The sequence below is a fragment of the Flavobacterium sp. N502540 genome (assembly GCF_025947365.1).
In the GTDB taxonomy this organism is placed as follows: domain Bacteria; phylum Bacteroidota; class Bacteroidia; order Flavobacteriales; family Flavobacteriaceae; genus Flavobacterium.
The window spans coordinates 3,194,901-3,219,349 of the sequence record NZ_CP110012.1 but is presented as its reverse complement, the minus strand read 5'-3'; the positions used below and the strand labels follow the sequence as shown (position 1 = coordinate 3,219,349).

The 24,449-nt window shown below is 32.6% G+C and carries 29 protein-coding genes and 1 pseudogene; 22 read left to right on the top strand and 8 right to left on the bottom strand.

Annotated features, from left to right (window positions below; all coding sequences use genetic code 11):
• Positions 1-9 precede the first annotated feature (9 nt).
• Entirely contained in the window at positions 10-1,464 is a 1,455-nt protein-coding gene (locus OLM58_RS13585; protein WP_264529335.1) for a glutamate synthase subunit beta, read from the top strand.
• A 109-nt stretch (positions 1,465-1,573) separates the two neighbouring features.
• Here OLM58_RS13585 and OLM58_RS13580 read toward each other — a convergent pair whose 3' ends face one another.
• A complete protein-coding gene (locus tag OLM58_RS13580; protein WP_264529334.1) occupies positions 1,574-3,706 on the bottom strand; it encodes a TonB-dependent receptor in 2,133 nt (710 codons plus the stop codon).
• 192 nt (positions 3,707-3,898) lie between these two features.
• On the opposite strand from OLM58_RS13580, the gene lysA reads away from it, so the two are divergent.
• The 19 genes from lysA to OLM58_RS13485 all read left to right on the top strand — a co-directional run bounded on the left by lysA (position 3,899) and on the right by OLM58_RS13485 (position 18,243).
• Positions 3,899-5,122 carry a diaminopimelate decarboxylase gene (lysA, locus tag OLM58_RS13575; protein WP_089077809.1) on the top strand — a complete coding sequence of 408 codons (1,224 nt, stop codon included), beginning with the start codon at positions 3,899-3,901 and terminating at the stop codon, positions 5,120-5,122.
• A gap of 458 nt (positions 5,123-5,580) precedes the next feature.
• Entirely contained in the window at positions 5,581-5,895 is a 315-nt protein-coding gene (locus OLM58_RS13570) for a GIY-YIG nuclease family protein (RefSeq protein WP_264529333.1), read from the top strand.
• 283 nt (positions 5,896-6,178) lie between these two features.
• On the top strand, positions 6,179-6,691 hold the full coding sequence (locus OLM58_RS13565) for an alpha-ketoglutarate-dependent dioxygenase AlkB (RefSeq protein ID WP_264529332.1): 513 nt from the start codon (positions 6,179-6,181) through the stop codon (positions 6,689-6,691).
• A 209-nt stretch (positions 6,692-6,900) separates the two neighbouring features.
• Positions 6,901-8,025: a T9SS type A sorting domain-containing protein gene (locus OLM58_RS13560; RefSeq protein WP_264529331.1), complete on the top strand. Its 1,125-nt coding sequence runs from the start codon at positions 6,901-6,903 to the stop codon at positions 8,023-8,025.
• A 78-nt stretch (positions 8,026-8,103) separates the two neighbouring features.
• Positions 8,104-8,493, top strand: coding sequence for a helix-turn-helix transcriptional regulator (locus OLM58_RS13555; protein WP_264529330.1), 390 nt, complete (start codon positions 8,104-8,106; stop codon positions 8,491-8,493).
• A 71-nt stretch (positions 8,494-8,564) separates the two neighbouring features.
• On the top strand, positions 8,565-8,900 hold the full coding sequence (locus OLM58_RS13550) for a hypothetical protein (protein ID WP_264529329.1): 336 nt from the start codon (positions 8,565-8,567) through the stop codon (positions 8,898-8,900).
• 38 nt (positions 8,901-8,938) lie between these two features.
• Positions 8,939-9,388, top strand: coding sequence for a hypothetical protein (locus OLM58_RS13545; RefSeq protein WP_264529328.1), 450 nt, complete (start codon positions 8,939-8,941; stop codon positions 9,386-9,388).
• Between the two features lie 22 nt (positions 9,389-9,410).
• The gene (locus OLM58_RS13540) at positions 9,411-9,887 is read left to right on the top strand and encodes a DinB family protein (RefSeq protein WP_264529327.1); all 477 of its coding nucleotides are present in this window, start codon (positions 9,411-9,413) and stop codon (positions 9,885-9,887) included.
• 45 nt (positions 9,888-9,932) lie between these two features.
• Positions 9,933-10,316 carry a VOC family protein gene (locus tag OLM58_RS13535; RefSeq protein WP_017495465.1) on the top strand — a complete coding sequence of 128 codons (384 nt, stop codon included), beginning with the start codon at positions 9,933-9,935 and terminating at the stop codon, positions 10,314-10,316.
• Positions 10,317-10,381: 65 nt separating this feature from the next.
• Entirely contained in the window at positions 10,382-10,744 is a 363-nt protein-coding gene (locus tag OLM58_RS13530) for a hypothetical protein (protein WP_263363035.1), read from the top strand.
• A 165-nt stretch (positions 10,745-10,909) separates the two neighbouring features.
• Positions 10,910-11,395: a hypothetical protein gene (locus OLM58_RS13525; RefSeq protein WP_264529326.1), complete on the top strand. Its 486-nt coding sequence runs from the start codon at positions 10,910-10,912 to the stop codon at positions 11,393-11,395.
• A 62-nt stretch (positions 11,396-11,457) separates the two neighbouring features.
• Positions 11,458-12,015, top strand: a complete 558-nt coding sequence (locus tag OLM58_RS13520) for a hypothetical protein (protein ID WP_264529325.1) — start codon at positions 11,458-11,460, stop codon at positions 12,013-12,015.
• Between the two features lie 111 nt (positions 12,016-12,126).
• Complete coding sequence (locus tag OLM58_RS13515) at positions 12,127-13,314, top strand: hypothetical protein (protein WP_264529324.1); 1,188 nt, start codon at positions 12,127-12,129, stop codon at positions 13,312-13,314.
• Between the two features lie 68 nt (positions 13,315-13,382).
• A complete protein-coding gene (locus OLM58_RS13510; RefSeq protein ID WP_264529323.1) occupies positions 13,383-13,979 on the top strand; it encodes a rhodanese-like domain-containing protein in 597 nt (198 codons plus the stop codon).
• Between the two features lie 293 nt (positions 13,980-14,272).
• Positions 14,273-15,502 carry a PorT family protein gene (locus OLM58_RS13505; RefSeq protein WP_264529322.1) on the top strand — a complete coding sequence of 410 codons (1,230 nt, stop codon included), beginning with the start codon at positions 14,273-14,275 and terminating at the stop codon, positions 15,500-15,502.
• A 198-nt stretch (positions 15,503-15,700) separates the two neighbouring features.
• Positions 15,701-16,573 (top strand): alpha/beta hydrolase, encoded by an 873-nt coding sequence (locus tag OLM58_RS13500; protein WP_264529321.1) that lies wholly within the window; start codon positions 15,701-15,703, stop codon positions 16,571-16,573.
• A 42-nt stretch (positions 16,574-16,615) separates the two neighbouring features.
• Positions 16,616-17,302 (top strand): GNAT family N-acetyltransferase, encoded by a 687-nt coding sequence (locus OLM58_RS13495; protein ID WP_264529320.1) that lies wholly within the window; start codon positions 16,616-16,618, stop codon positions 17,300-17,302.
• A gap of 45 nt (positions 17,303-17,347) precedes the next feature.
• The gene (locus tag OLM58_RS13490; RefSeq protein ID WP_264529319.1) at positions 17,348-17,785 is read left to right on the top strand and encodes a hypothetical protein; all 438 of its coding nucleotides are present in this window, start codon (positions 17,348-17,350) and stop codon (positions 17,783-17,785) included.
• A gap of 89 nt (positions 17,786-17,874) precedes the next feature.
• Entirely contained in the window at positions 17,875-18,243 is a 369-nt protein-coding gene (locus tag OLM58_RS13485) for a nuclear transport factor 2 family protein (protein WP_264529318.1), read from the top strand.
• A 49-nt stretch (positions 18,244-18,292) separates the two neighbouring features.
• Here the strand turns inward: OLM58_RS13485 and OLM58_RS13480 are convergent.
• Positions 18,293-18,409 (bottom strand): annotated as a pseudogene (locus OLM58_RS13480) (ATP-binding protein); the annotation flags it as partial.
• A gap of 56 nt (positions 18,410-18,465) precedes the next feature.
• Here OLM58_RS13480 and OLM58_RS13475 point away from each other — a divergent pair.
• The gene (locus OLM58_RS13475; RefSeq protein ID WP_264529317.1) at positions 18,466-19,974 is read left to right on the top strand and encodes a recombinase family protein; all 1,509 of its coding nucleotides are present in this window, start codon (positions 18,466-18,468) and stop codon (positions 19,972-19,974) included.
• 106 nt (positions 19,975-20,080) lie between these two features.
• Here OLM58_RS13475 and OLM58_RS13470 read toward each other — a convergent pair whose 3' ends face one another.
• On the bottom strand, positions 20,081-20,341 hold the full coding sequence (locus OLM58_RS13470) for a helix-turn-helix domain-containing protein (protein ID WP_264529316.1): 261 nt from the start codon (positions 20,339-20,341) through the stop codon (positions 20,081-20,083).
• 128 nt (positions 20,342-20,469) lie between these two features.
• On the opposite strand from OLM58_RS13470, the gene OLM58_RS13465 reads away from it, so the two are divergent.
• Positions 20,470-20,928: a hypothetical protein gene (locus OLM58_RS13465; RefSeq protein WP_264529315.1), complete on the top strand. Its 459-nt coding sequence runs from the start codon at positions 20,470-20,472 to the stop codon at positions 20,926-20,928.
• Between the two features lie 320 nt (positions 20,929-21,248).
• Here the strand turns inward: OLM58_RS13465 and OLM58_RS13460 are convergent, their stop codons facing one another.
• From OLM58_RS13460 to OLM58_RS13440, 5 genes are all read right to left on the bottom strand, one after another.
• Positions 21,249-21,599 (bottom strand): hypothetical protein, encoded by a 351-nt coding sequence (locus OLM58_RS13460; RefSeq protein ID WP_264529314.1) that lies wholly within the window; start codon positions 21,597-21,599, stop codon positions 21,249-21,251.
• Positions 21,600-21,641: 42 nt separating this feature from the next.
• Positions 21,642-21,998, bottom strand: a complete 357-nt coding sequence (locus tag OLM58_RS13455; protein WP_264529313.1) for a hypothetical protein — start codon at positions 21,996-21,998, stop codon at positions 21,642-21,644.
• Positions 21,991-22,509 (bottom strand): hypothetical protein, encoded by a 519-nt coding sequence (locus OLM58_RS13450; RefSeq protein WP_264529312.1) that lies wholly within the window; start codon positions 22,507-22,509, stop codon positions 21,991-21,993. Before OLM58_RS13450 ends, OLM58_RS13455 begins: the two co-directional genes overlap by 8 nt.
• A 61-nt stretch (positions 22,510-22,570) precedes the next feature.
• Positions 22,571-23,320, bottom strand: a complete 750-nt coding sequence (locus OLM58_RS13445; protein ID WP_264532439.1) for an AbiJ-NTD4 domain-containing protein — start codon at positions 23,318-23,320, stop codon at positions 22,571-22,573.
• 210 nt (positions 23,321-23,530) lie between these two features.
• Positions 23,531-24,121, bottom strand: a complete 591-nt coding sequence (locus OLM58_RS13440) for a recombinase family protein (protein ID WP_264529311.1) — start codon at positions 24,119-24,121, stop codon at positions 23,531-23,533.
• Positions 24,122-24,449: the final 328 nt, after the last annotated feature.

Here is a 24,449-nt window from a genome sequence, read left to right as displayed (position 1 = left end):
AAAAATGTCATGGGTAAAATAGGCGGATTTAAAGAATATAACAGAGCCGACGAAAGTAATATAGCGGTTGCAGAACGTGTTACGAACTACAACGAATTTACAATTCCGTTAGCAAAAGATAAAATAAAAGAACAAGGTTCGAGATGTATGGATTGTGGAATTCCTTTTTGCCACAGTTCCTGTCCGTTAGGGAATTTAATTCCTGATTTCAACGATATGGTACATCAGGAAGAATGGCAAAGTGCTTTAGAGATTTTACAGTCTACCAATAACTTTCCGGAATTCACAGGCCGCTTATGCCCTGCTCCATGTGAGAAATCATGTGTATTAGGGATCATCAAAGAGCCTGTTGCCATCGAAAACATCGAAAAAAACATCATCGAAAGAGGTTTTGCCGAAGGCTGGATCAAGCCACAGGCGCCAAAAACCAGAACCGGAAAAACGGTTGCTGTTATTGGTTCAGGTCCTGCAGGGTTGGCTGCCGCTCAACAATTAAACAGAGCCGGTCACACCGTCACCGTTTTCGAAAGAGACAATGCTATTGGCGGTCTACTACGCTACGGAATTCCAAATTTTAAACTGGAAAAAGCAATCATCGACAGACGTGTTGCGATTCTTGAAGCAGAAGGAATCACTTTTAAAACCAATGTAAATGTTGGCGTAAACTATAGCGTAGCCGAATTAAATTCTTTCGATTCTATCGTATTGTGCGGCGGAGCAACCGAAAGAAGAAGTTTACCAACCAAAGGTATCGAAAGCAAAGGCGTTGTTCAGGCAATGGATTTCTTAACACAGCAGACTAAAGTTTTGTTTGGAGAATCAATTCAAGATCAGGTTATGGCTACCGGTAAAGATGTAATCGTAATTGGCGGTGGAGACACCGGTTCTGATTGTATCGGAACCTCGAACAGGCATGGTGCAAAATCGGTAACCAATTTTGAGATTTTACCAAAACCTCCCGTTGGAAGAAGCGAAACAACTCCTTGGCCTTTCTGGCCGCTCCAGTTAAAAACCTCATCGTCTCACGAAGAAGGCTGCGACAGGAACTGGCTAATCAATACCAAAGAATTCTTATCTAACGACAAAGGAGAACTGGTAGGATTAAAAACCGTTGAAGTACAATGGAAAATGACTCCGGGGCAACGTCCTGAACTAATCGAAAAAGAAGGTTCAGAGAAAATATGGCCCTGTGATTTAGCTTTATTGGCTTTAGGATTTACAGGTCCTGAGAAAACTTTAAGCGAGCAATTAGGTCTGGAAATCGATATGAGAAACAACTATAAAGCCAAAAATTATCAGACGAATGTTCCGCACATTTTCACTGCCGGTGATATGCGAAGAGGGCAGTCCTTAATTGTATGGGCCATTTCAGAAGGCCGTGAAGCGGCAAGAGAAGTCGATTTGTTCCTGATGGGTTATACCAATTTACCAACCAAAGGAAATGGAGATTTGCCAAGTTTATAGATTTTAAATATCCCTTTTACAAAACAAAAGCCCCTTTTTTTATATTTAAAAAAGGGGCTTTAATTCTTTAGTTCTGAAATGAGAATTGTTATTCTGAATAAAGAAAGTATTAAAAATTATACTGAATTTGTAAAGTAGCACGTCTTCCCGGAGCATTTACAAAATCTTTATCTCTGGCCTGCCACCAGGCAATATTTGGAGCGTAATCTTTATTAAACAAATTCTCAACTCCCAATCCTAATCGGAATGATTTATTGATGAGATAAGAACTGCTTAAATTAAAGACCGTATATTTTTTTACCGGACCTTCATTAAAACTATACAAGTTTGTTGTTGGATTTGGGTCAAATCGGTCTCTTTTGAAGTTATGCAAAGAACTTAGTTCAATATCTAAATTTTTCAACGGACGAATCTGAACATAAGTAGTAAGCTTTGGAGCCATTATTCGGGATCCGTTAATATATTTTTCGTACGATCCGTTATTGTCATTATCGACCTTTCCTTCTATCCAGGCAAAAGCACCACCAAAACTTAAAAACTCTATTGGATTAAAGCCCACAACGGCCTCATACCCCCAGATATTCTCGGGAGCACGCTGCATGGCAAAAGAACCATCAGCTGACTGAATTGATGTAGCCCCCAATTCTGAGGTACTCCAAAAACTGGTTACCTCATAATTGAACCATTTTTTTATCGCTCCGGCCACACCCATTTCGTAATTGTTTACAATAATAGGATCAGTTGGTAATTTTGAGATCACACTTTCAGTAGACGTTCTTAAAATACGCCCTACCTCATTGATCGAAAAGGACTGAGAATAACTTGTAAAAACATTTACTTCCGGCATAATGTTATATCTTAATCCGATGTTTCCAACAAGAGCATTGTAATCTAACTCGCCTCCCTGAACAAAAATACTTTTGGTGTACGTATTGTTTTTAGCATTCAATACCGGCAATGTATTAAAATCATCCGCTTTAACCTTAATATTTTCATATCTGGCACCTGCTTTTAAGGTAAATTTACCCCAGGCATCAAATTTAATCAATGCAAAAGGCGCAGTATTCAGCATTTTCATTTGAGGAGTCCAAAAACGACCGTCCTCTAACTTTTGAACTGTTTTATCCTGAAGCAAATCCAGACCGTAAATGATCTCCACTTTATACCTATCATTGGCAAAAAGACGAGAATCAAAATTAACACGAAGCCCTTTCTTTTGCGAAGCCACATTCGATTGACCTCCGTTTAAAAACTGATCTCTGTCATACGAATAAACCGTTCTGAAATCCTGTGCATAAACATTAACATCCAAAGAAGTATTGTTCCAAATCTCCGAATTCGAATACGCTACTCTAAAATTATGATTTCTAGGAGTTCCTTCAGGCGTTCCCAAACGTCCACCGGCTTCCACTCCAATCGTTGGGATTTCTCCCCATTTACCAATCTTAACATCCTGATCTAAAAATGATTTTGAAGCATACCCCATGTAAGAGAACTCCAACCTTTGGGTATCAGTTAGTGCGTATCCTATTTTAAACAATCCGTTGTACGTATTTAAATTCGACAAACTATAAAATGGCGAAAGGTTTACTCCGTTGGCATCTTTAGAAACTCCTGATCTTTCTTGTGTAAATCCAACTACATAATCCAGTTTCTTCAGCTTTCCAGCCAATGAAAGTGAAGCTCTGTAACCAAATGATTCTGCAAAAGTTTTGGGTTGTGTGATCAAACCCAGTTGTACCGAACCGCTAATTTTTTCTTCAGAATGGTTTTTCTTTGTAATATAATTGATGATCCCTCCATCGGCACCATTCCCATAAATTGAAGTTGCACCTTTAATAACTTCCACTCTTTCGATAGACGAAGGTTCAATTACCTGAAGGTCTCTACCTCCATTTCGCAAAGGCGTAGACTGCGGTATTCCATCAATCATAACCAAAAATGGTCTTCCTCTTAAAGTCTGACCGAAATTTGAAGTTTGGTTACTCGCGGTCGCTAAACCCGGAACCGTATATTGCAAAATATTACCGATATTTGAATTCACCATAGTCTGACTTTGGATTTTTTTAGCTCCAACAATCGTAATAGAAGAAACAACTTCTTTTATACTCTCTTTTTTTCGGCTTGCAGTTACAATAATATCATCTAAATTATTGGTCTGCAAACTGTCTTTTGATTTTTCCTGAGCAAATCCTATCAAAACCGTAAGGATAATCAAGCAAAATGTAATAATCTTTTTCATAAATAATCTCTAATAATGTAATTTTGGGGCAAATATAATTTTTATTCACTCTAAATAAGAATTAGAAACCATTAAAAGTTAAAAAAAACTTTAAATGTTTATTTTATAACAATTTGTTACAATTTGTTATTTTTCAATTTAAAATTTGTCAATCGGTAAAAGAGTAATAAGTTTGCTGAAAATAGTTTACAGATGCAAGCAAAAGATTTACTGCAGTTAGCAGACCAATTTGGAAGTCCATTATATGTATATGATGCCGAAAAAATCCAATCTCAGTACAACAGGTTAACTAAAGCTTTCTCTAAGGTAGAAAACTTAAGAGTTAATTATGCCATGAAGGCATTGTCTAACGTTGCCATTCTTCAGCTATTAAAGAACATGGGGTCTGGCCTGGATACTGTATCTATTCAGGAAGTTCAATTAGGACTTCATGCCGGCTATGATCCTGACAAAATTTTCTTTACACCAAACGGAGTTTCTTTAGAAGAAATCGAAGAAGTGGCCGCAATGGGTGTACAGATCAACATTGACAATTTATCTATTTTAGAGCAATTCGGAACCAAACATCCTAATATACCGGTATGTATTCGTATCAATCCACACGTAATGGCGGGTGGAAATGCTAATATTTCCGTTGGACATATCGATAGTAAATTCGGAATCTCTGTTCACCAGATACCACATATTTTACGAATTGTTGAAAATACGAAAATGCATATTGTGGGGATTCACATGCACACAGGATCAGATATTTTAGATATCGAAGTATTCTTGTATGCCGCTGAAATCTTATTTGATACGGCTAAACATTTCAAAGAATTACAATTCTTAGATTTCGGAAGCGGATTCAAAGTACCTTACAAAAAAGACGATATCGAAACGGATATTGAAGAATTAGGTAAAAAATTATCTAAAAGATTCAATTCTTTCTGTACAGAATACGGTAGAGATTTAACGTTGATTTTCGAGCCCGGAAAATTCCTGGTGAGCGAAGCTGGTTTCTTCTTAGCCAAAGTAAACGTAGTAAAACAAACTACTTCGACAGTTTTCGCAGGGGTTGACAGTGGTTTCAATCACTTAATCCGTCCGATGTTTTACGGTTCACAGCACCATATTGAAAACATCTCCAACCCAAAAGGAAAAGAGCGTTTTTACTCGGTAGTTGGTTACATCTGCGAAACGGATACTTTTGCCAACAACCGCAGAATTTCAGAGATTACAGAAGGTGATATCTTAGCGTTCAGAAATGCAGGAGCTTATTGCTTCTCGATGTCTTCGAACTACAATTCAAGATACAAACCAGCTGAAGTTTTATGGATGAACGGTCAAGGAATCCTGATTCGTGCTCACGAAACATTCGAAGATTTACTTAAAAATCAAATTCCGTTGCCACAGGAAGTTGCTGCAACAGTTTAAAAATAAAAAAAAAGAGAATATCTATTGCATCCCGTTTCTTCATTGAGGCGGGATTTTTTTGTTTCAGGATGCAACCATTCGTCAGGCTGAGCGAAGTCGAAGCCTCACCCCAATCTTGTCATTTCGACAGAGAAGACTCGAGCGATAGCGACTGACGAAGTAAATCATACTACTTGATCGACAAAAATAGTCGTCAATATAGCACACGGATGACGCGGATTCGCTTTGCGAAAACACGGATTATGACGGTTTTTTTATTGCAGATTTCAAGCGTTTGCCTGGCTGAGCGAAGCCGAGGCCCACACAAAGTTTATCTATGCATATAGTTTATCGCCAATCTTGTCATTTCGAAGAATGAGAAATCTTCACAAGAAACTCTACAAAGATTAGAATATGAATTATTTAAAGAAAAAGAAAGAAAATTCTTTAAAAAAACTTATTTTTACAAAAAAAGTAAAATGCAACTTCAAGAGGGTTATCATACTTACTACGTGTACATCATAACAAACAAATCAAAAACTGTTTTTTATACCGGAGTTACAAATAATTTAACCGTTCGTTTAAGCCAACATAAAGAAAACAATGCAAGCGGGAAGAAAACATTTGCGTCAAAATATAATGTAATATACTTGTTGTATTATGAAAGGTTTACCTGGATTCAGCAAGCAATTGCTCGCGAAAAAGAAGTTAAAGACTGGCGTAGGGAAAAGAAAATAGAATTAATAAAAACAATTAACCCAGATTTGGATTTTTTAGATGATTTATTCTCCTGATTTGCAATCTCATTTCTGCGTTAATTTCTTTCTCTTTGCGGAGTTTCTTGCGAAGATTTCTCGTTCCTCGAAAAGACAAGATTGTGGATAATTGGAACTTGAAAATGAAATTAGAATTTAATCCCTTGGGCGTCTCCCGCCGAAAAAAGCGGGCCGGGCTTTCGGCTATATCTTTTGCTCCGTTTCACTTCACAAAAGGATACCGCCTCAATCCCTGACGCAAAAACATTTTCATGAGACAATTTATAAGAAAAAACAAATACATTTGATATAAAGAAAAAAAATGGAAGGAATTACATGTATCGAAAATTTTATCGAAAATCCAAACGAACTATTTGAAAATTTAAAAACAAATGTAATTTGGGACGGAAGAATGACTGCCAGAAAAACGGCAAGTTTCGGAAAAGCATACAACTACTCTCAAATCGAATATCCATTTCAGGAATTCTTGCCAGAGCTAAAAGAAATTAATCAAAAAGTTTCTGCAATAATTGGTTTTGAACCCAACAATTGTCTTATAAATTATTACTTAGACGGGAAATCAAAAATGGGTTATCATTCCGACCAAATTGATATTTTAGAACCGCTAACCGGAGTTGCGATTATTTCGATTGGAGCAGTTCGAACTCTCAAATTTAGAAATATATTAAATCCTGAGTTATTTCAAAGTTTCGAATTAACAGCAGGAAGTTTAATTTATATGACGCAGGAAGTTCAAAAAATTTGGCAACATTCAATTCCGCAATCAAATACTGAAGAAGGAAGAATTAGTATAACGCTTCGAAAAATTAGCTAAAAAAAAAATCAACCGATGAATTGAACTATTTACGATTATTAAAATAGCAATGTATAAAAAAGCCATTAGAAGGTTAGTGGCCAGCCCCTAAACCGAAAAGAAAGCAAATTGTATAACATTTGATAAAAACCAATAACTCTTTTCCATTTTTTAATACTATTTTTACCTTATAAAACCCACTAAAAAGCTATTCAATTATATTCTAAAAAATGAAAAGAACACTTTACCTACTATTTACTATTATCTTAACTTCCTCCGTTTACAGTCAGAATCTTAAAAGTGTCAAAACCGAAAGTTGGAGAAACAACAATTGGGTAAATTCTACTTATGTTATAAAAAATTACAACAAAAACAACAACATCATAGATGATTTAGTTCAACTATGGGATTTGAATTCTAATACCTGGAAAAATTTTAATTCAGCAAATTATGAATATAATACGAATAATGTAGTAGATAAAATGATTACCAAATCATGGAATAATGCTTCAAATTTATTCGTGTTCTTTCAAAGAAGTTCTTTCAACTATAACAATGAAAAAAGAATAGACGTAGCAATTCATGAAAGGTGGATAAATAACACTTGGGAAAACTCCGTTAAAGTTAATTCAACCTATGATTCAAAAGGAAATATAATATCTAATTTTATACAAATGTGGAGTCAAAATACTTGGAAAGACAGCCAATTCGATGATTATTCAAATAATTCTGATGGATTAGTTACTCAAATAACTCGACAAAAATGGAATAATTCCAGTTCTAAATGGGAAAATTTTTCGCAATCAACTTATACTTACAATAGCTCAAAAAAGGTTTCAATAGAAACAATGAATCTTTGGGAAAACAATAAGTGGATCGAAAGAGGCGTCTATACAAATTCATACGACACAAATGGTTTTTTAACAAATCATTTACGTCAGGATCGGGATAGAACTACGGCTGCTTTGGTAAATGAGGAGCAAACGACTTACACTAATAATCCAAACGGAACAGTTAAACAAAATCTTACAGAAATATGGGATAATTCATCCAAATCATGGGGGAATTCATTTCGTTCAACCTTTGAATATGACAAAAATTTAGGAATCGCCGATTTAATTAAATCTCAACTCAAAATCTTTCCTAATCCAACAACTGATTTTATAAATGTTCATCTTGAAGGGGCTAACGATACTAAAGTTTCAATAATAGATGCTCTGGGAAAGGTTATTCATAAAGAGAATTTTGTTGGAAATGACTTTTCAGTAAACGTAATGAATTTAAATAAAAACGTATATTTTATAAAGTTAGAGAATGGTGAAAAAGTTCAGGTGAAAAAGTTTATTAAAAACTAAAAAACCGTTTTCTATCCAAAAAAACATGTTTTTTACCAACAGTAATCTTTATAAAAGAATTTTAAATACCTTTGAATTATGAGCACAGCAACAAAATCAAAACACATTGGCAGAAACATCAGCCGAATCAGAGAGCTTAAAGGTATGAAACAAGAAGCACTGGCGATTGCGATTGGCGTAAGTCAGCAATCTGTTTCTAATTTAGAAGCAAGTGAAACGATTGAAGCCGCAAAACTTGCAGAAATTGCAAAAGTGCTTGGCGTTACCGTTGAAGCTATTGAGAATTTTTCAGAAGAGAACGTTATCAATTACTTCAATACTTTTCACGAATCTGTTACTGGCAGTTTTATAACCAATAATTCCTGTAATTTTAACCCCCTTGATAAAGTGGTGGAGCTTTACGAACGTTTGGTACAGGCTGAAAAAGACAAAAACGAATATTTAGAAAAATTATACAAAGGAAAATAATTCCTCACAAATATTAATTTTACAAAAGCACAAATATCTTTTTATTTTGTGCTTTTTTTATAAACTAACCTATGAAAAAACTAACCATTCTTTTATTTCTGATTTTACTTTCCTTTACAAACAAAGTAAATGCACAAAATGCTCAGGCAATTTTTCTAGACAACCTCGAATCATTTGAAAGATTATCTAAAAATGAAAATGAGTCTATAAGCCTAAACAAAGTTTACGAAGCTCGAAAGTTTTTGATAGACATCACCGGCATTACTTATAAAATGGAAAAACCATTTGATATGCCTGTATTCCCACCTGATAAAACTATAAAAAAGTGGAGGTCTTGGTTTGAGAAAAACAAAGATTTTTTATATTTTGACGAAAAAGACAAAACAGTCAAAGTAAGAAAAAAATAAAAAACTACTTTAGCGTAGCAAATCAAACCCCAAAATCCATGAAAATTACGATTCCCCTGTCGGTATTATTTTTATTACTTACTACTACTTTATTCGGTCAGACAATTGCCGATTTAAAACTAAAACCCAAAGAAATTCCCAAAGGCTACACTTTAAACGATGGAAATATTTGTATTACTCCGCAAGCCTGTACTTTTTATAATGATATTGAAACCTACGCTAGTATTGTGGGAACCTTAAAAAGTAAATCAATTCAAAATTTTAAAAGTAAAACGGATCGTGGATCCGTAATGTATTTTGAATTTGAACACACTTTTAAGGGCGATCGATTTCTGCAAGGATTACTTTGGGGAAAAGACGGTCAGCCAACTGACGAACGTCCTGAAGAATATCTTGCAAAAGGAAAATTTCTGATTATCTGGAATTTTCATCCTAACAGTGCAATTAAAGAAAAATCAGAGACTAAGATCGAGGCGCTTTTACAATAAAAAATAACCAACAAATTCAAAAATGAACAGACCAGGAGCCGTTGGAGCATTGCTTGACATTTACGAACAGGCAATTTTAGATCTTAAAAACGTTATCAAAAGTATTCCGGATAATGTTTTGACCAACATCACAGACGAAAAAACAACAAACGAAGATTGCAAATCCATACAAGCTATTCTTTCGCACGTTGTAAGTTCAGGTTATAGTTATGCGATCAGTATTCATAATCTTAAAGGGCACAATATACAGCGACCTGACAAAATTTTTCATGTCACCATTGTCGAATATCTGAAAGATTTAACGAATGTTTTTCTTTTTACTGAAAGTGTTTTCAGAGAAATTAAAGACGATGAATTAGAACAATTTGACGATTCACTAAAAATAAAAACAGGCTGGGGACAATTGTACGACATCGAACAACTTACAGAACATGCCATTGTACATATTCTTCGGCACAAACGACAAATTGAAAAAATAAAATACAGTCAATTGAACTAGAATTTTCTCTAACTTCGCTTACAATAAAAAATAGCCTCAAACAAAATGAAAACAAAATCAAATCCTGTTGTTTATTTTGAAATTCCGGTAACCAACATAGAAAGAGCCATACAATTCTATTCGGCGGTTTTTGGTTTTGAATTTGAACGTGATCGCATTCATGATAATGAAATGGCATTCTTTCCGCTTATCGAAGGCAACAATGGTATTTCGGGAGCCTTAGCCCAAGGAGAAATTTACAAGCCTACGATAGATGGAACTCTTGTTTATTTGAATACCGAAGATATTGAAGAAACTATAAATCTGGCCGTAAAAAATGGTGCCGAGATTTTATTTCCCATAACCTCAAACGGCGAATTTGGCTGGGTAGCTGAATTTAAAGACTGTGAAGGAAACAGAATCGCATTACACATGAGCCAAAAGGAATAATTTAAAATTGAGAACAAATCTAAACCTATAAAACCTCTTTTCCGTTTTATTTAAAAAATATCAAAATGAAAATTCAAACACGAATCCTCTTTTATGCAATCCTTTTCTTTTTATATCTTACCTCAACTTCTCTTTTACTGCAATTGGGGGAGAAATTAGGAACAGATCCCTATATTACTTTGGGTTGTGGTTTTGCTATTTTGAACATTATTTATTCTTTCTTAGGTTTAAAGTGGAAACCTGTACTGAATGTGATCTGCTCTGTTGCAATTGCAGCTTTGTCTCTATTTTTAGCCGTACAGTTCGCCAACTTACATTTGCTGACCAAATATGATCCTTATTTAGTTAAAACCGCCATATTCACCAATGCTATTCTATCAATCCTCTTTTGGGAAATTGTATATCAAATTAAGATAAGAAAACAGTAATTCTTATACCGCCTCCGGCTTTACCTGGAGGTAAATAAAAAGTCTCAAAAGAGCTTTAGCCTAATCGCTTTTTCTTTTAAAACCTTTTTTATATCAATACTGTATCTCCAACTAAAGCTGGATGCAATTTGTTAGATCTCTAAAAACAAACCCAGCCTCTCCAAAATGAATCAAATCGAAGCCCCAATAACAGATCAAGACATCAAAACCATAAAAAGAAAAGTAGAGAAAACGAAAATCTTCTTATTTGTATTTCTTTTCTTTATTATCCTTTGGTCTTGGGGTTTATGCGATTCAGACTCTTATTTCACGATATTGAATATCTTCATTCTCGTTTTTGATACCATAGTCCTAATCGTCTTTGCCTATGCCTTAAAAAGATTAAGAGTAACCAAAAAGGACCTTAAAGCAAAAATTAAAATTGTAGACACTTTTAAAGTGATTGATAAATACTATACTCAAAGAAGAAACAGCAGCTACATTATTATATTTGATTCGAAAGATATTCCTAAATATGAGGTTACCAAAAGAAATTATGGTCTTATAAATGTTAACGACACTATAGAAATCGAATATTCAAAATTTGCTTTCTGGGTTCTCAAAATTGAACATAATAAGAACGATATCGAGAATAAACAAAATCTTCAGTAATCAGTAAAACCAAAAATTTTCGTACATATTTTTTTTTACATTAGCACTTTAAAATTTCATCTATGCCAAATATGAGAATTACAACTCTACTCCTTTTATCGGTACTTGCTATTTCTTGCAAAAAAGAAACAAAAACAGAAACTCCTAGAATTACTCCAAAAGACTCTTTGGTAGTAACTGACAAAAAAGAAACTCAAAATAGCTCCGATACTATTGTGATTTCGGCCCAACACAAAACAAATAAAATCGTATGTGATCTGGATGGGGACGGAAAAAATGAAACGGTTGAAATTGTAAGAAGTACAAAAAGCAATAAAAGCGGTTTGCGAATCGTTTTCGGAGATGGAAACCGAACGGATTATTTCGGAATGGGAAATACTATTCTCAATCAGGGTTTTGAAGAAATCGACTGGGCCGGAATATTCGAAAAAGCTCCAAAGGGGGAGGTTGTCTGGAACAATGTAAACGATCAGGGAGAAATCTTGGGCGACGCAGAAATAAAAGAAGAAGACAAAATAAAACTACCAAATGACGGAATCTTTATTCATGCCGAAGAAAGCTGCGGAGGCGGGATTATTTACCTTAAAGGTGGAAAATATGAATGGATTCAGCAGGAATAGATCTGAAATAAAACACTTTACAAAAATTTCACCTTCTTAAATTAAAATCACAACTTCTAGTTTATCTAAAAACAGATATCTTTGCTCCTTTAAAATCAATTGGTCTTTAGAATGAAAAAAATTACAATCCTGTTTTCAATATTATTTTTAGCACTGTCGTCTTGTGGTGTAAAAACTACCCAATCCATGCTAAGCGATGGAAATTACGATGGAGCGATAGACCGCGCCGTTGAAGCTTTAAGAACGAAAAAAGATTCTAAAGGAAAACAAGATTACGTGTATTTGCTGGAAGAGGCTTTCGCAAAAGCCAAAGACAGAGATTTGCGTAGTCTGGAATTAATGATAAAAGAAGCAAATCCGGTAAATGCAGAACGCACTTACAATACCTACATGCAGTTGAACAATCGTCAGGAAAAAATCAGACCTTTATTGCCTCTGCAACTATTGAAACAAGGAAGAACCGCTACATTCCAGTTTGATAATTATACCAATCAGATCATAAGCAGTAAAATTGCACTGTCTAGATATTTGTATGAAAATGCTTCTGCACTTTTAAAATCAAATAACAAACTGGATTTTAGAAAAGCCTACGATGATTTTTTCTATTTGGAAAGCATTAGTCCAAACTACAAAAACACCAAAAAATTGATGGACGATGCACAGTTTAAAGGAACCGATTTTGTAGATGTTTATGCTAAAAACGAAACCAATATGGTCATTCCGAAACCACTTCAGGATGACTTACTCGATTTTAAAACCTATGGACTAAACGATAAATGGACGGTTTATCACAGTCTTAGACAAAAAGGCATCGTTTACGATTATAGCCTGATTGTAAACTTCGTGCAGATCAATATTTCACCAGAGCAAATCAAAGAGAAGGAATTCATTAAAGAAAGACAGATAAAAGACGGTGTCAAAACGCTTCTCGACAGCAGAGGAAGACCGGTTAAAGACAGTCTGGGTAGAGAAATAAAAGTAGACAATTACAGAATGCTCCGTGCAAACGTATACGAATTCAGACAATTTAAATCCTGCCAGATCACAGCAAAAGTGGATTATGTTGATTTAAAAACCAATCAGTTACTACAATCTTTTCCGGTAAGCAGTGAATTTATTTTTGAGAATATTTACTCTACCTACAAAGGAGACAGAAGTGCCTGTGAAGACAGTTATATCAACTACTTCAACAAACGTGCAGTTCCGTTCCCGAACAATGAACAAATGGTGTTTGATACAGGAGAAGACTTAAAAGAGAGACTAAAAGATATTATTGTCAGAAACAAATTCAGGAGATAAATCTAACACTTTATTAAAAGCGGTAGAGTCCGGCTGATAAACATATTGAACTATAAACCTCATTTCAAATGAAAAAGATAACCCTTCTATTTTTAGTATCATTTTGTTTCACAGGCTGTGTTACACAGTCTCAAACGGCCAAAACCTATACCGCAATGACAAACCAGCAACAATATCCAAAAGCACTAGTCGATTACGATGATTTTAAAAACCTCGTTACCGAAGTCGAAAAAGCAAGAGCAACTCATTTAGTGAATCTCGATCTTTTTCTTAAAATGAGTCATGAAGAGAATACTGTTATTCTGGACACACGCTCTGATTTTCGTTACAACCGAAAACACTTAAAAGGGGCTATTCATCTTGATTTTACCGATTTTACACAGGAAAATCTTCATCAATTAATTCCAGATCCTAACACCAGAATACTGATTTACTGTAATAACAATTTTAATGGCGATCCGATAGATTTCGCTTCAAAAATGGCACTTCCTAAAAATGCGCCCGAGTCTCAGATTTTAGCCAACAGAAAACCTGTTATGCTGGCTCTGAACATTCCTACACATATTAACCTTTATGGGTATGGCTATAAAAATATCTACGAACTTGATGAATTAGTTCACGTAAATGACAGCAGAATAAAGTTTGAAGGAACGGAAGTGAAATAATTTCCGTTATCTATTTTAAACTTTTGAGGGCAATTAATTTAATTGATAAAAACAAAAATCTGCTAAAAATCTGCTTCACTTGTCCTAACGTATACATTTACAAACGACAAGACAAATACCACTACTAAATTTTCCTAATAACAAATCGAAAGCTTTACGGTTTTACGTAATGTAATACCGATTTCGTACATTACATTTACACGCAAAAAATAATGCTGCTATTTTTTTATTCAAGGATTTATCTAACTAACATTAAATAACTAAAACCAATACTAACCAACAACCTAATTTTAATGAAAAAACAAGCCTTATTTCTTGTATTAACTCTTATAATAAGCATTAACAGTTATTCTCAAATAGTTTTCGAACACGGTTACATTATTAACCAAAATGATCAAAAAATAGAGTGTCAAATCGAAAATCAAGACTGGAAAAACACTCCTACCAGCTTCAGATACCAACTCCCTGACAATACGAATATCATTACTGCGGATATAAAAACTGTAAAAGAATTTGCCATCACTGGACAAAGTAAGTACATCAGATCTTTAGTAAAAATAGACCGCTCCTCCAAGAACATAGAAAATATGAGTACGGATAAAAATCCTGATCTTAAAGAAGAAACTCTCTTCCTGAAAGTACTTATTGAAGGAAAAGCATCTCTTTATTTGTATGACGATGGAAACTTAAGACGTTTCTTCTATAAAATGGATAATACCGAGATAAAACAGTTGATTTATAAAACCTATCTGGTAAACGAAAATTATTCAATTGCTAAAAACAACTACTTTAGAGAGCAGTTATTTATTGACCTTAAATGTGATAATATTCTTCAAAGAGAGTATGAAATTTTAGACTACAACTACAATAAACTGCTAAAATTTTTCATCAAGTACAACAAATGCAGTGATACTAATTTTGCCACCTTTGAAACTAAAGAAAAGAAGGACTTGTTTAATTTAACCATTAGACCAAGACTAAACTCTAGTTCTTTATCTATGAACAATTCCAATTTTAGTACTTATGATACCAAATTTGATTCTAAACTAAATTTAAGCATAGGCCTTGAGGCAGAGTTTATTTTCCCTTTTAATAAAAATAAATGGGCGCTTATTGTAGAACCAACTTATCAATATTACAATTCCGAAAAAACAAATAAAACGAATAATGTATTAGGCGGAGAAGTGACTGCAAAAGTAGATTACAAATCTATTGAACTACCAATAGGAATTAGACATTACTTTTTTCTTAAAAATCAATCCAAGATTTTTGTCAATGCATCACTACTATTTGACATTAATTCAAAGTCAAAAATAGAACTTGTTAGAAAGGACGGTTCTGAATTAAATAATCTTGACGTTGGTTCCCGCAGTACCATGGCGTTGGGAGTTGGAGGGAAATTTCGTGACAAATACAGTATCGAATTTAGATATCTGTTTGGCAGAACAATTCTAAAAGATTATCTCGCCTATGATTCCAAATTCGCAACAGTTTCTTTAATAGTAGGATACTCCTTTTTTTAAAAAATCCCAATAGTTTTAAACTCTCAATAAATCCCTTTCATTGTTTGATGAAAGGGATTTACTTTATAGTCGCTATTTACGAATGTTTTCCTTCCTAATTAAGATTTTAGAATGCCGAAATTTTGTATTTTCGTTCTGCATAATTTTCCTGTTTCATTCTATAACATTTAACCTTTATTACTACTTAATACCATAATAATGAACAAATTTTTTATCATTGCCCTCCTATTCCTTTCTACCTCTTTTGTCTTTTGTCAAACCAATAAATCCAAACCAACAGAAACTGCAAAACCATTTGTATTAGGAGTTATCGATGAAATTCAATCGAAAGAATTAGGAGAAAAAAGGATTCTGAATATTTATCTTCCCGAAGGTTACAAAGCAGAAGAGGCAACAAAATATCCGGTCATTTATTTATTAGACGGTTCGGCTGATGAAGATTTTATTCATATCGCCGGTCTGGTACAATTTAATAGTTTTGAATGGATCAATCAGGTTCCTAAATCAATTGTTGTGGGAATTGCTACTGTCGACAGAAGAAGAGATTTTACATTCCCGACAACTATCGAAAAAGATCAAAAAAGGTTTTCAACTTCCGGTCATTCTGATAAATTCATTGCTTTTATCGAAAAAGAATTGCAGCCTTTTATCGAAAAAAAATACAAAACCAATGACTCTAAAACCCTTATGGGACAATCATTAGGAGGATTACTAGGGACCGAAATTCTACTGACAAAACCAACCCTTTTTAATAAATATGTTATTGTAAGCCCAAGCATTTGGTGGAATAATGGTTCTATACTAAATCTAGACAGCTCCATTTTTCAGGAAAATTTCAGTCAGCAAACAGACATTTACATTGCCGTTGGTAAAGAAGGACTTACGCCAACCGAAATTCCAAGGGTAATGGAAGTAGATGCCAATTTACTTGCTGAAAAAATTAAAGCCTCAAAAAGCAAAAACATAAAAGTTTATTTCGATTATTTTCCGCTTGAAAATCACGGTACGATTCTACATCCCGCGGCTTCGAATTCATTTCGTTTTTTCTATCCTGTAAAAGAGAAAGAATAAAAACCGAATATAGTACGATCCCAAAAAATTATTTTTAAAATAATGACAATTAAAGAAGAACATAAACTAGATAATCCGGTTTGGTATGCATTATCCGAAAACCATTCCGCATTTGTCCTTGATTATGATGGTACTAAATTTTACAATCCGGAGTATTGTCCTTTTGGAAGTTTTATACTCCCGGAAAGCAATTTAACGGCCACAAAGCAATATGCGTTGTTAACAGATTCTTTTTTTATAGTGGGTGAAAAACCCGAAATAGAAGATTCTTTGACAATCACCAAAGAATTGGTTTGTCTGCAAATGGTTGTTCAGGACAAAATTCAACTTGCGATTGATACTGAAATTGTCAAACTTACTGAAAGTCATAATGCCGAATTATTACAACTGGTTAATTTGGTACAGCCGGGATATTTTAAAACCAAAACCCCTTTATTAGGAAATTATTACGGAATATTTAAAGACGCCCAATTGATAGCTGTCGCAGGCGAACGCATGAAAATGACTGACTTTACAGAAGTGAGTGCTATTATCACACATCCCGATCACACCAGAAAAGGTTACGCCAAACAATTGATTTCGCATGTTGTCAATAGCATTTTAGACGAAAGTAAAACTCCTTTTTTACATGTTGCCGAAAATAATATTGGTGCCATTAGCTTATATGAAAAACTAGGTTTTGTAACGAGACGAAAAATCAGCTTTTGGAATGTTTCTAAAAAACAATAAGTATATATTCATCTTTGATTTTTTCATTAGACCACAATTTAAAAAATGAAAATTCCAACAACAGCAGAAGGCTTTAAAAACGAATTACTAAAATCGATCGATCTTATCAACCAAATTGGAGATTTACGAGTCCGCCAATTTATCCAGCTTTTACCAAAAGTTAATGATGAAATAATTATTGAAGGTGTCATCTTAATTCTTGAAAATGAAGACAGGGATCAAACCATTTATACAGACCAAAAATACGCGGGCTTAGTTCTAAAAGCGCTTCAACCAAAAACAGTGATAGACACTGAAATAATTCTTAAAAGAATTTTAAAAAATTGGAATAAAAGTGTCGAAGAATTCCCCTTTTGGCTAAAAGATAATTATGGTATTGAAGCTGTGAAAAATTCCTTGTCTAAAATTGAAAATCAGAGTTTGTCAGAGTTAGAACTTGACAAAATAAATACAATGAAATGGCGGCTTAAAATAAGCCTCTAATTTTTAATACATACCAATTAAGCATTAACAGATTACAATAATCACTTTAAATTCTTAAATTTATAAAGTATAAAAATTCCGCAATCATTATGACAGCAAATAAACAAACCGTAACCGAATATATGGAAGCTTTTAGAGTAAGCGATCATAAACGAATTTTAGATTGCCTTACTGATGATGTAATTTGGGAAATGCCCGGAATTTATCAGCATGTTGGTAAAAAAGCTTTTGATAAAGAAATTGAAAACGACAATTTTACAGGCAGTCCCACGATTCAGATCATCAAGATGATTGAAGAAAATGACATCGTTATTGCCGAAGGTGCCGTACAGGGAAATATGAAAAATGGCAATAAACTGGATGCTGTTTTCTGTGATGTTTTTGAAATGGAAAAAGGCAAAATTAAAAAACTCACCTCCTACCTAATGTCAAAAAGCTCAAGTTTAAAATTCGAATAAATTTACTACTCATTCTCTCTCATTTTTTGTCATTCCGAATCTCAGATAACTACCCCAACCAGCCATCGCGATCCAAACTTCTGTACTGAATGGCTTCGGCAATATGAGACGAAATAATATTTTCTGAATGATCCAAATCACTGATTGTTCGGGCAACTTTAATAATTAATTACAACATATAGTTCAATATTCTTTTATACTTTTACAGAAAAACTCGTGTAAATGAAAGCAGTTGCATATCTCAGAGTGAGTACTCAAGAACAATCCCTAGAAAGACAGTATGATGATATTGAAAGTTTTGCTTCTAAAAAAAGCTTAACTCTGGTAAAAATATTTGAAGACAAAATAAGTGGTACAAAAACAAAATCTGACGAGAGAATTGGATTTAATCAAATGAAAAAATACCTCGAGCTAAACGAAGATGTTAGAAATATTTTAGTTTTAGAAATTTCTAGGCTTGGGCGAAAAAATAATGATATCCAAAATATAGTTGAGGAGTATATAGAAAAAGGGATTAGCATTCACATTAAAGACTTAAATGTATCAACTCTTGACGACTACGGTAAAAGATCTTTTGCTTCGGAAATGATTATTTCAATGTTGGGTGTAATGTCATCTAATGAAGGACGATTACTTGGTTCAAGAATAAGTTCGGGAAAAATGTCAAGAGCAAAAAAAAATTTAGCTTTTGGTGGGAAAATTATTGGATATAAAAAAGGAGAAGATGGTACCCCTGCAATTGATGAGACAGAAGCGCCAATGATTAGAAAGATATTCGAACTTGCGTCAAAAGACCTTGGTATGCGAAATATATCCGCATTGATTGAATCTGAATTTGGGCGAAAAATAGCTATTGGAACACTCAGTGGCATAATAAGAAATACCTTCCATAAAGGAGAAAGAAAATATAATAATCTGGATCTCAATGTTCCGGCAATTGTTTCAGGAGAATTATGGCAAAAAGCAAATGATTCTATCGATACTAGAAGCAAATTTGGAAGCAGAACATATGTACATACTAATATCATTCATGGAAAAATCACTTGTGTCTGTGGAAATGTAATGCATCAAAAAGTAATCGTACAAGGAGGAATTGATTGTTTTATCTGTAAAGATGAAAAATGTAAAAATTCAATTAATAGACCTTGGTTATTTAGAATGATACGTAAAGCAGTAATAAAGCATGCGCAGAAAACAAAAGAGGAACAAATTCGTGAAAACTTCAAACTACAAATATTATCTTTTAAAGCTAAAATTGATTTAAATAGTAAGGAAGTTGAAAAACTTAAAAACAGACAAAAAAAAGTAAGAGATCTATATCTTGATTCGGAATTCACAAATGAAGAATACAATGAAATTAAAGCCGAAATAGCCACCAAAATAGAAGAATACAACAGAACTAACAACAAACTCAAAGATGTTATTAAAACAGCTGAAAATGCACTAAAAATAGATATTCAATATTTCAGTGAAGATCTTGAATTATTTAAAAATGAAATTAAAGAAATTATTAATTACGTCATTATAGATAAAAAGCGAGTTCTAATAAACATATTTGGATGGCAAGAATACGACCTCAACAAACCCAATCCTACCAAACTCGGCTGGGAAGCAAGAAAACCATTAAATGAGAGATATCTTAATGAAGAACTTCCGTCACGACATCCTATTAGCGATGAAGATTTAGAAATGATGGTTGATGACTATCTGTCTAATAATTCCCCCAATTAACACTGTAAGCTTTTCTTACAGTGCTTCAGAATTAATCAATATTAAAGAACCTATTGAAAATGTTTTTAATTAGAACTATTTAAATATTTAACATCTACTTTTAATATTATAATTTAAAATCAAAAAGCACCTTTAAATCTACTTCAAGTGCTAAAGAAAGCTTTATAGAAGTAGTTAAGGTTATATTTGTTCGCCCATTTTCAATTCTAGAAATTGTTGTCTTATCAATAAACGACTCAGAACTCATATCATTCATCGCAGTTGCTAGATCGAGCTGGGTCATATTTTTTGATTGTCTGATTTCCTTCAAATTGATTCCGAATTGCTTAACGAAAAAATTGATTTTTTTTATTGACTCTGTTGACATGATTGTCAATAATACTTCATATATTTGTTTCAAAAGTAAACACATATGTCAACTCAAAATATAAACTATGATGTAAGACATTTAAATACTTAAATTTAAATCACTAAATATTAACCAAATCAAAAAAAATGAAAAAATTATCATTACTATTAGTTACCTTATTATGCACATCTTTAGTTGACGCCCAAATTATTGACAATAAAACATTAGAACCAAAATTGATTACAAAAGCATCAATAATGGGAGCTACACTGATAGAAGCTAACTGGTATGATAATTATACTTCATTTATATTTCAAGATTCTAAATATCAAATTTTAAATGTTCAAGCTAAATTTATAATGACCCCAGAAGAGATAGATTCTTTTTACAGCGAGGTTAAAAATCGCTTTAATAAAGATGAATATAAAGATAATGAAGGATTTATTTTTCAAACTAAAGAAGGAACAGCAGTTCATGCAAACTTTAAAAAATCTATGGGAACTAAGTCTCTATATATTGCAATATCAAAAAACAATGTAGTTTCATTAGGAATGTATTTAACTCAAAAACAGACTAAAAAACTCTTTAATGACCAATCGAAGTAGTAATATTAAGAAGATACCTCAATCGCAAATAAAGCCACTCTTTATAGAGTGGCTTTTCATTTGTAGTCAGGGTATTGAACTCATAACCTTAGGATTATGAATCCTAATACTAGACAAGCCAATTGTTTATACTATGTTTAGTACTAAAACTTTTAAAAGCATAATTCCGTTTTGATGCGATCTTACCCGTTTTAGTCACTTCTTTTCGTCACTCTTTTCTACTATTAAAGTGGTAAAATTACCTTAGCTAAGTTGTATTAGAACATTAATATTTTCGGACGGTAAAGACATATAAATGCTCTTAAATTGTACCAAATTAATTATAGTTTTAAATATTTAACGAAAGGTTTAGTGAAATCTTCATCTGGAAAGAAAGGACGGTTTGCAGTCTTATTCTCTAAAGAAATTATGTATGAGGAAATATCTTTTCCAAATAAGAAATTTCCTTTTTCAGCTAATGGTATTAAGTCTACAATATCCAATGGAGGCATTTCTGGATTACATGTTGAAGTCCATATATTAGATATATCTTTGTAAAATTCATATCTTAAATTAAAAAGGTCATCTTTGCGCTTTTTCTTGGCAAGAATAAACTGGAGCCATGTAAATAATAATCCAAAAATAGCGACAAAGGTTGTTACTATAGTTAAATATATTTCTTGTATTTCCATGAAATTCGTTTTTAGAAGCATTCTTTAAAAATCAAAGCGAAATTACAATTTGTTGACTATTTTCACTTTATCTCCAAGTGTTATTTTGCTTAGTAAATCTTGTTCTATATCTATCTCTTTGTATACATTATTCAATACTTGAAACATGCTTTTTTCCTTTTTTAATTCTGAAACTAGTATTGTCATGCTGTCTTGAATATGCAGAACTTTAAAAAAACCTTTAGGAATTTCAAGCTTGCCCAAGCTATTATTTGTTGATGGGTCAATAATTTCATTTCCCTCTTGATAAACTAAAAATCTCATATTGCTATTAATAAAATCCTTAAGACCTTTATTAATGACAATTGTATAATCATCTATTTTACTAGCTACTACTATATCTGTTATTTCTTTATCCATTATAACTTATGTAATTTTTAATTAATATTGATATCAAGGCATTATTGTCATTATTAAGAATTCTTTCATAATCATCTCTATAGGAATTGATAAAGCCATCATCAAAATTTATAATTTTTACTTGAACAAATTTATCTTGTATATTTTGTACATATCCACTCGCTAACAATAATTGAAAATTGTTTTTTATGAAAAAAATGGAAACACTCTGGGAATATTCAAGGTTGTTATTGTTCTCTACTAGTAATAACGAATCAGTACTTGAAAATTGTATGACTTTATTATTTCTAGTAGTTCTTAATTTATGTAACATGTAAATGTCAAAAGTTAGTTTTAAAGATATAATCAAAAAAAATGAAAATATGATACATAAACCTGCAACCCATTTTATACTTAGTTGAGTGTTCCAATCAATGAAAATCGATATAATGCCTAAAATACCTCCAACTATTCCAATTAAAATTGATATACCGTTTAAGGATAAGATTTCTTTTAGTTTTTTCTCTATCATTTCTCTAAATAAAAACTTTTACGTTTACGATGACTTAATATTTTTCTAAGATTATTCTGTTTTATTCTAAAGAAACTCCTGCTTTGTTAGCTTTAACGATTAGATAATTTATGAATGAGCTACTTGAAACAAGCATATACTTTGCATCCTCAAAATCACAGTTATGGTCGTCCATTAAGGCATGACGTATTCCATCGCTATCACTGGTATATCCATATAATTGTTTAAAACCTCTTTCTAGTGAAGCATGAAGTTTAATTTTTCCTTTAATTTTATCAAGTGCTCCTCCTAAGCTATCTTTAGGATTTTCAGAAATTGCTTTTGCTACTGATTCAATTGCAGAAATAGATTCTTTTATAGAATTTCGATAATCTGGAGATTTTTTGTCAGAAAGTTTTTCTAAAGCAGATTTTAAATGAATATTTACACCTCTTAAAGCTGTAAATTCGCCTGATTGACTTATTGCATTTTCGATTTCTTCAATTTCGTTTCTATTAGTTATTGGTGAAATTTGGTTATCAATGAATCGATAACCAGAAAATTCCCTTTCTAAAATTTCATTACAAAAGAACATGAATTCTTCATTTTCAATATAAAATGAGTTTGATTTTAAATTTGCTAAGAACTCTAATAAATCATATGATTCATACCACTCTCCTTTGTAAAAACTATCTCTGATATATTGCTCAGATTGGTAATCGGAACTAGGGATTTTGTCAATTGCTAATTTAAAATGATTGTGCCAAAGTAGCGAACAGAAATTGTCAAATTTTGATACTCCATAACTATTGTTTTTGGATAATGTGTCAATTAAAAATAATTTTATACCATTCTATAGACCATTTTTTAGCTCATCATCTAAAGAATCAATCTGCATTTGTTTTGAAACTGCCACTTTGCCAATTCGTTGAGAAAATTTCATTTCTATTTCTTTTATATTTAGTTTACTAGGAAACAAATATAAAGATATTCATGTTAATAATTTTGTGAATTAGTTAGTTCTTTTTTACTCTATAATATGCTATGTCAATATTTTTCTAATCTTGACAATAGTATTATTTGATAAATTGGTAATTGTTGCCAGTTTTCTTATTGAATAGTTTTTGTCTTTAATCAATTCTACGTGAGATTGGTTATACTTTGACAAAAATTGCTGAGGTGTTTCAGTTGTATTTAACTGTCTTCCTTTGTATGTTCCTTTTGCTTTCGCAATCATGATACCTTCTTTTTGTCTTTCCAACAATGATGCTCTTTCCATTTCTGCAACATTACTTAAAACATCAGTTATCATTTTGAAGATAGAATTGGGTTTGTTGTCAATCATAGAATATAAACCAATATTCTCTACGTATACATTAATGTTAAGATTGCTTAATGTATTTAATGTTGTTTGGATATCAAAAGCATTTCTTCCTAATCTATCAATTGAATGCACAATTAACGTATCAATTTTTTTGCTTGCTATATCGTTCAATAATTTTATCGCGTTTGGGCGTTCGTTGAATGGAATTGAACCACTGCATTTGTCAATGTACATTTTATGATTAGTTGTCGATTGTCTATCAATGTTTTGTTCTGTCGTACTAACTCTAATGTATTTTGCAGTTTTCATAGCTCTTTGCTTTTGTTGAAACAAAGATAATACTTTTCATTTTAATGTATTAATTTTAGAGTGGTTATTTTTAATACACTGCAAAACCAATAAAACTGTTTAGATTTTAATTGAAATAGTATTAAAGCTAAGGTATACTCTAAAAAGGACACATCTCTTTCTTTATTTATTATTAAAAGACACGCTCAATGGGGAAGGGCACAATGTAACTTTTGAGAAAAATAATTGAATACATGAAAGACATTCAAAATTTAGACGAAGAAACAAGAAATACTCTTTGCAATTTAATTTACAAATCTGCATAACATAGAATACCCTTGCGCTATAA

Excerpts from the sequence above, each read along its gene's own strand:
- OLM58_RS13440 (WP_264529311.1), bottom strand. The coding sequence starts at position 24,121 with ATGAAAACTGCAAAATACATTAGAGTTAGTACGACAGAACAAAACATT.
- OLM58_RS13510 (WP_264529323.1), top strand. The coding sequence starts at position 13,383 with ATGAAAAAGATAACCCTTCTATTTTTAGTATCATTTTGTTTCACAGGC.
- OLM58_RS13465 (WP_264529315.1), top strand. The coding sequence starts at position 20,470 with ATGAAAAAATTATCATTACTATTAGTTACCTTATTATGCACATCTTTA.
- OLM58_RS13580 (WP_264529334.1), bottom strand. The coding sequence starts at position 3,706 with ATGAAAAAGATTATTACATTTTGCTTGATTATCCTTACGGTTTTGATA.
- OLM58_RS13530 (WP_263363035.1), top strand. The coding sequence starts at position 10,382 with ATGAAAATTCAAACACGAATCCTCTTTTATGCAATCCTTTTCTTTTTA.
- OLM58_RS13500 (WP_264529321.1), top strand. The coding sequence starts at position 15,701 with ATGAACAAATTTTTTATCATTGCCCTCCTATTCCTTTCTACCTCTTTT.
- OLM58_RS13515 (WP_264529324.1), top strand. The coding sequence starts at position 12,127 with ATGAAAAAAATTACAATCCTGTTTTCAATATTATTTTTAGCACTGTCG.
- OLM58_RS13495 (WP_264529320.1), top strand. The coding sequence starts at position 16,616 with ATGACAATTAAAGAAGAACATAAACTAGATAATCCGGTTTGGTATGCA.
- OLM58_RS13460 (WP_264529314.1), bottom strand. The coding sequence starts at position 21,599 with ATGGAAATACAAGAAATATATTTAACTATAGTAACAACCTTTGTCGCT.
- OLM58_RS13470 (WP_264529316.1), bottom strand. The coding sequence starts at position 20,341 with ATGTCAACAGAGTCAATAAAAAAAATCAATTTTTTCGTTAAGCAATTC.
- OLM58_RS13535 (WP_017495465.1), top strand. The coding sequence starts at position 9,933 with ATGAAAACAAAATCAAATCCTGTTGTTTATTTTGAAATTCCGGTAACC.
- OLM58_RS13475 (WP_264529317.1), top strand. The coding sequence starts at position 18,466 with ATGAAAGCAGTTGCATATCTCAGAGTGAGTACTCAAGAACAATCCCTA.
- OLM58_RS13585 (WP_264529335.1), top strand. The coding sequence starts at position 10 with ATGGGTAAAATAGGCGGATTTAAAGAATATAACAGAGCCGACGAAAGT.
- OLM58_RS13505 (WP_264529322.1), top strand. The coding sequence starts at position 14,273 with ATGAAAAAACAAGCCTTATTTCTTGTATTAACTCTTATAATAAGCATT.
- lysA (WP_089077809.1), top strand. The coding sequence starts at position 3,899 with ATGCAAGCAAAAGATTTACTGCAGTTAGCAGACCAATTTGGAAGTCCA.
- OLM58_RS13525 (WP_264529326.1), top strand. The coding sequence starts at position 10,910 with ATGAATCAAATCGAAGCCCCAATAACAGATCAAGACATCAAAACCATA.
- OLM58_RS13520 (WP_264529325.1), top strand. The coding sequence starts at position 11,458 with ATGCCAAATATGAGAATTACAACTCTACTCCTTTTATCGGTACTTGCT.
- OLM58_RS13560 (WP_264529331.1), top strand. The coding sequence starts at position 6,901 with ATGAAAAGAACACTTTACCTACTATTTACTATTATCTTAACTTCCTCC.
- OLM58_RS13555 (WP_264529330.1), top strand. The coding sequence starts at position 8,104 with ATGAGCACAGCAACAAAATCAAAACACATTGGCAGAAACATCAGCCGA.
- OLM58_RS13490 (WP_264529319.1), top strand. The coding sequence starts at position 17,348 with ATGAAAATTCCAACAACAGCAGAAGGCTTTAAAAACGAATTACTAAAA.
- OLM58_RS13565 (WP_264529332.1), top strand. The coding sequence starts at position 6,179 with ATGGAAGGAATTACATGTATCGAAAATTTTATCGAAAATCCAAACGAA.
- OLM58_RS13450 (WP_264529312.1), bottom strand. The coding sequence starts at position 22,509 with ATGATAGAGAAAAAACTAAAAGAAATCTTATCCTTAAACGGTATATCA.
- OLM58_RS13545 (WP_264529328.1), top strand. The coding sequence starts at position 8,939 with ATGAAAATTACGATTCCCCTGTCGGTATTATTTTTATTACTTACTACT.
- OLM58_RS13570 (WP_264529333.1), top strand. The coding sequence starts at position 5,581 with ATGCAACTTCAAGAGGGTTATCATACTTACTACGTGTACATCATAACA.
- OLM58_RS13550 (WP_264529329.1), top strand. The coding sequence starts at position 8,565 with ATGAAAAAACTAACCATTCTTTTATTTCTGATTTTACTTTCCTTTACA.
- OLM58_RS13540 (WP_264529327.1), top strand. The coding sequence starts at position 9,411 with ATGAACAGACCAGGAGCCGTTGGAGCATTGCTTGACATTTACGAACAG.
- OLM58_RS13455 (WP_264529313.1), bottom strand. The coding sequence starts at position 21,998 with ATGGATAAAGAAATAACAGATATAGTAGTAGCTAGTAAAATAGATGAT.
- OLM58_RS13485 (WP_264529318.1), top strand. The coding sequence starts at position 17,875 with ATGACAGCAAATAAACAAACCGTAACCGAATATATGGAAGCTTTTAGA.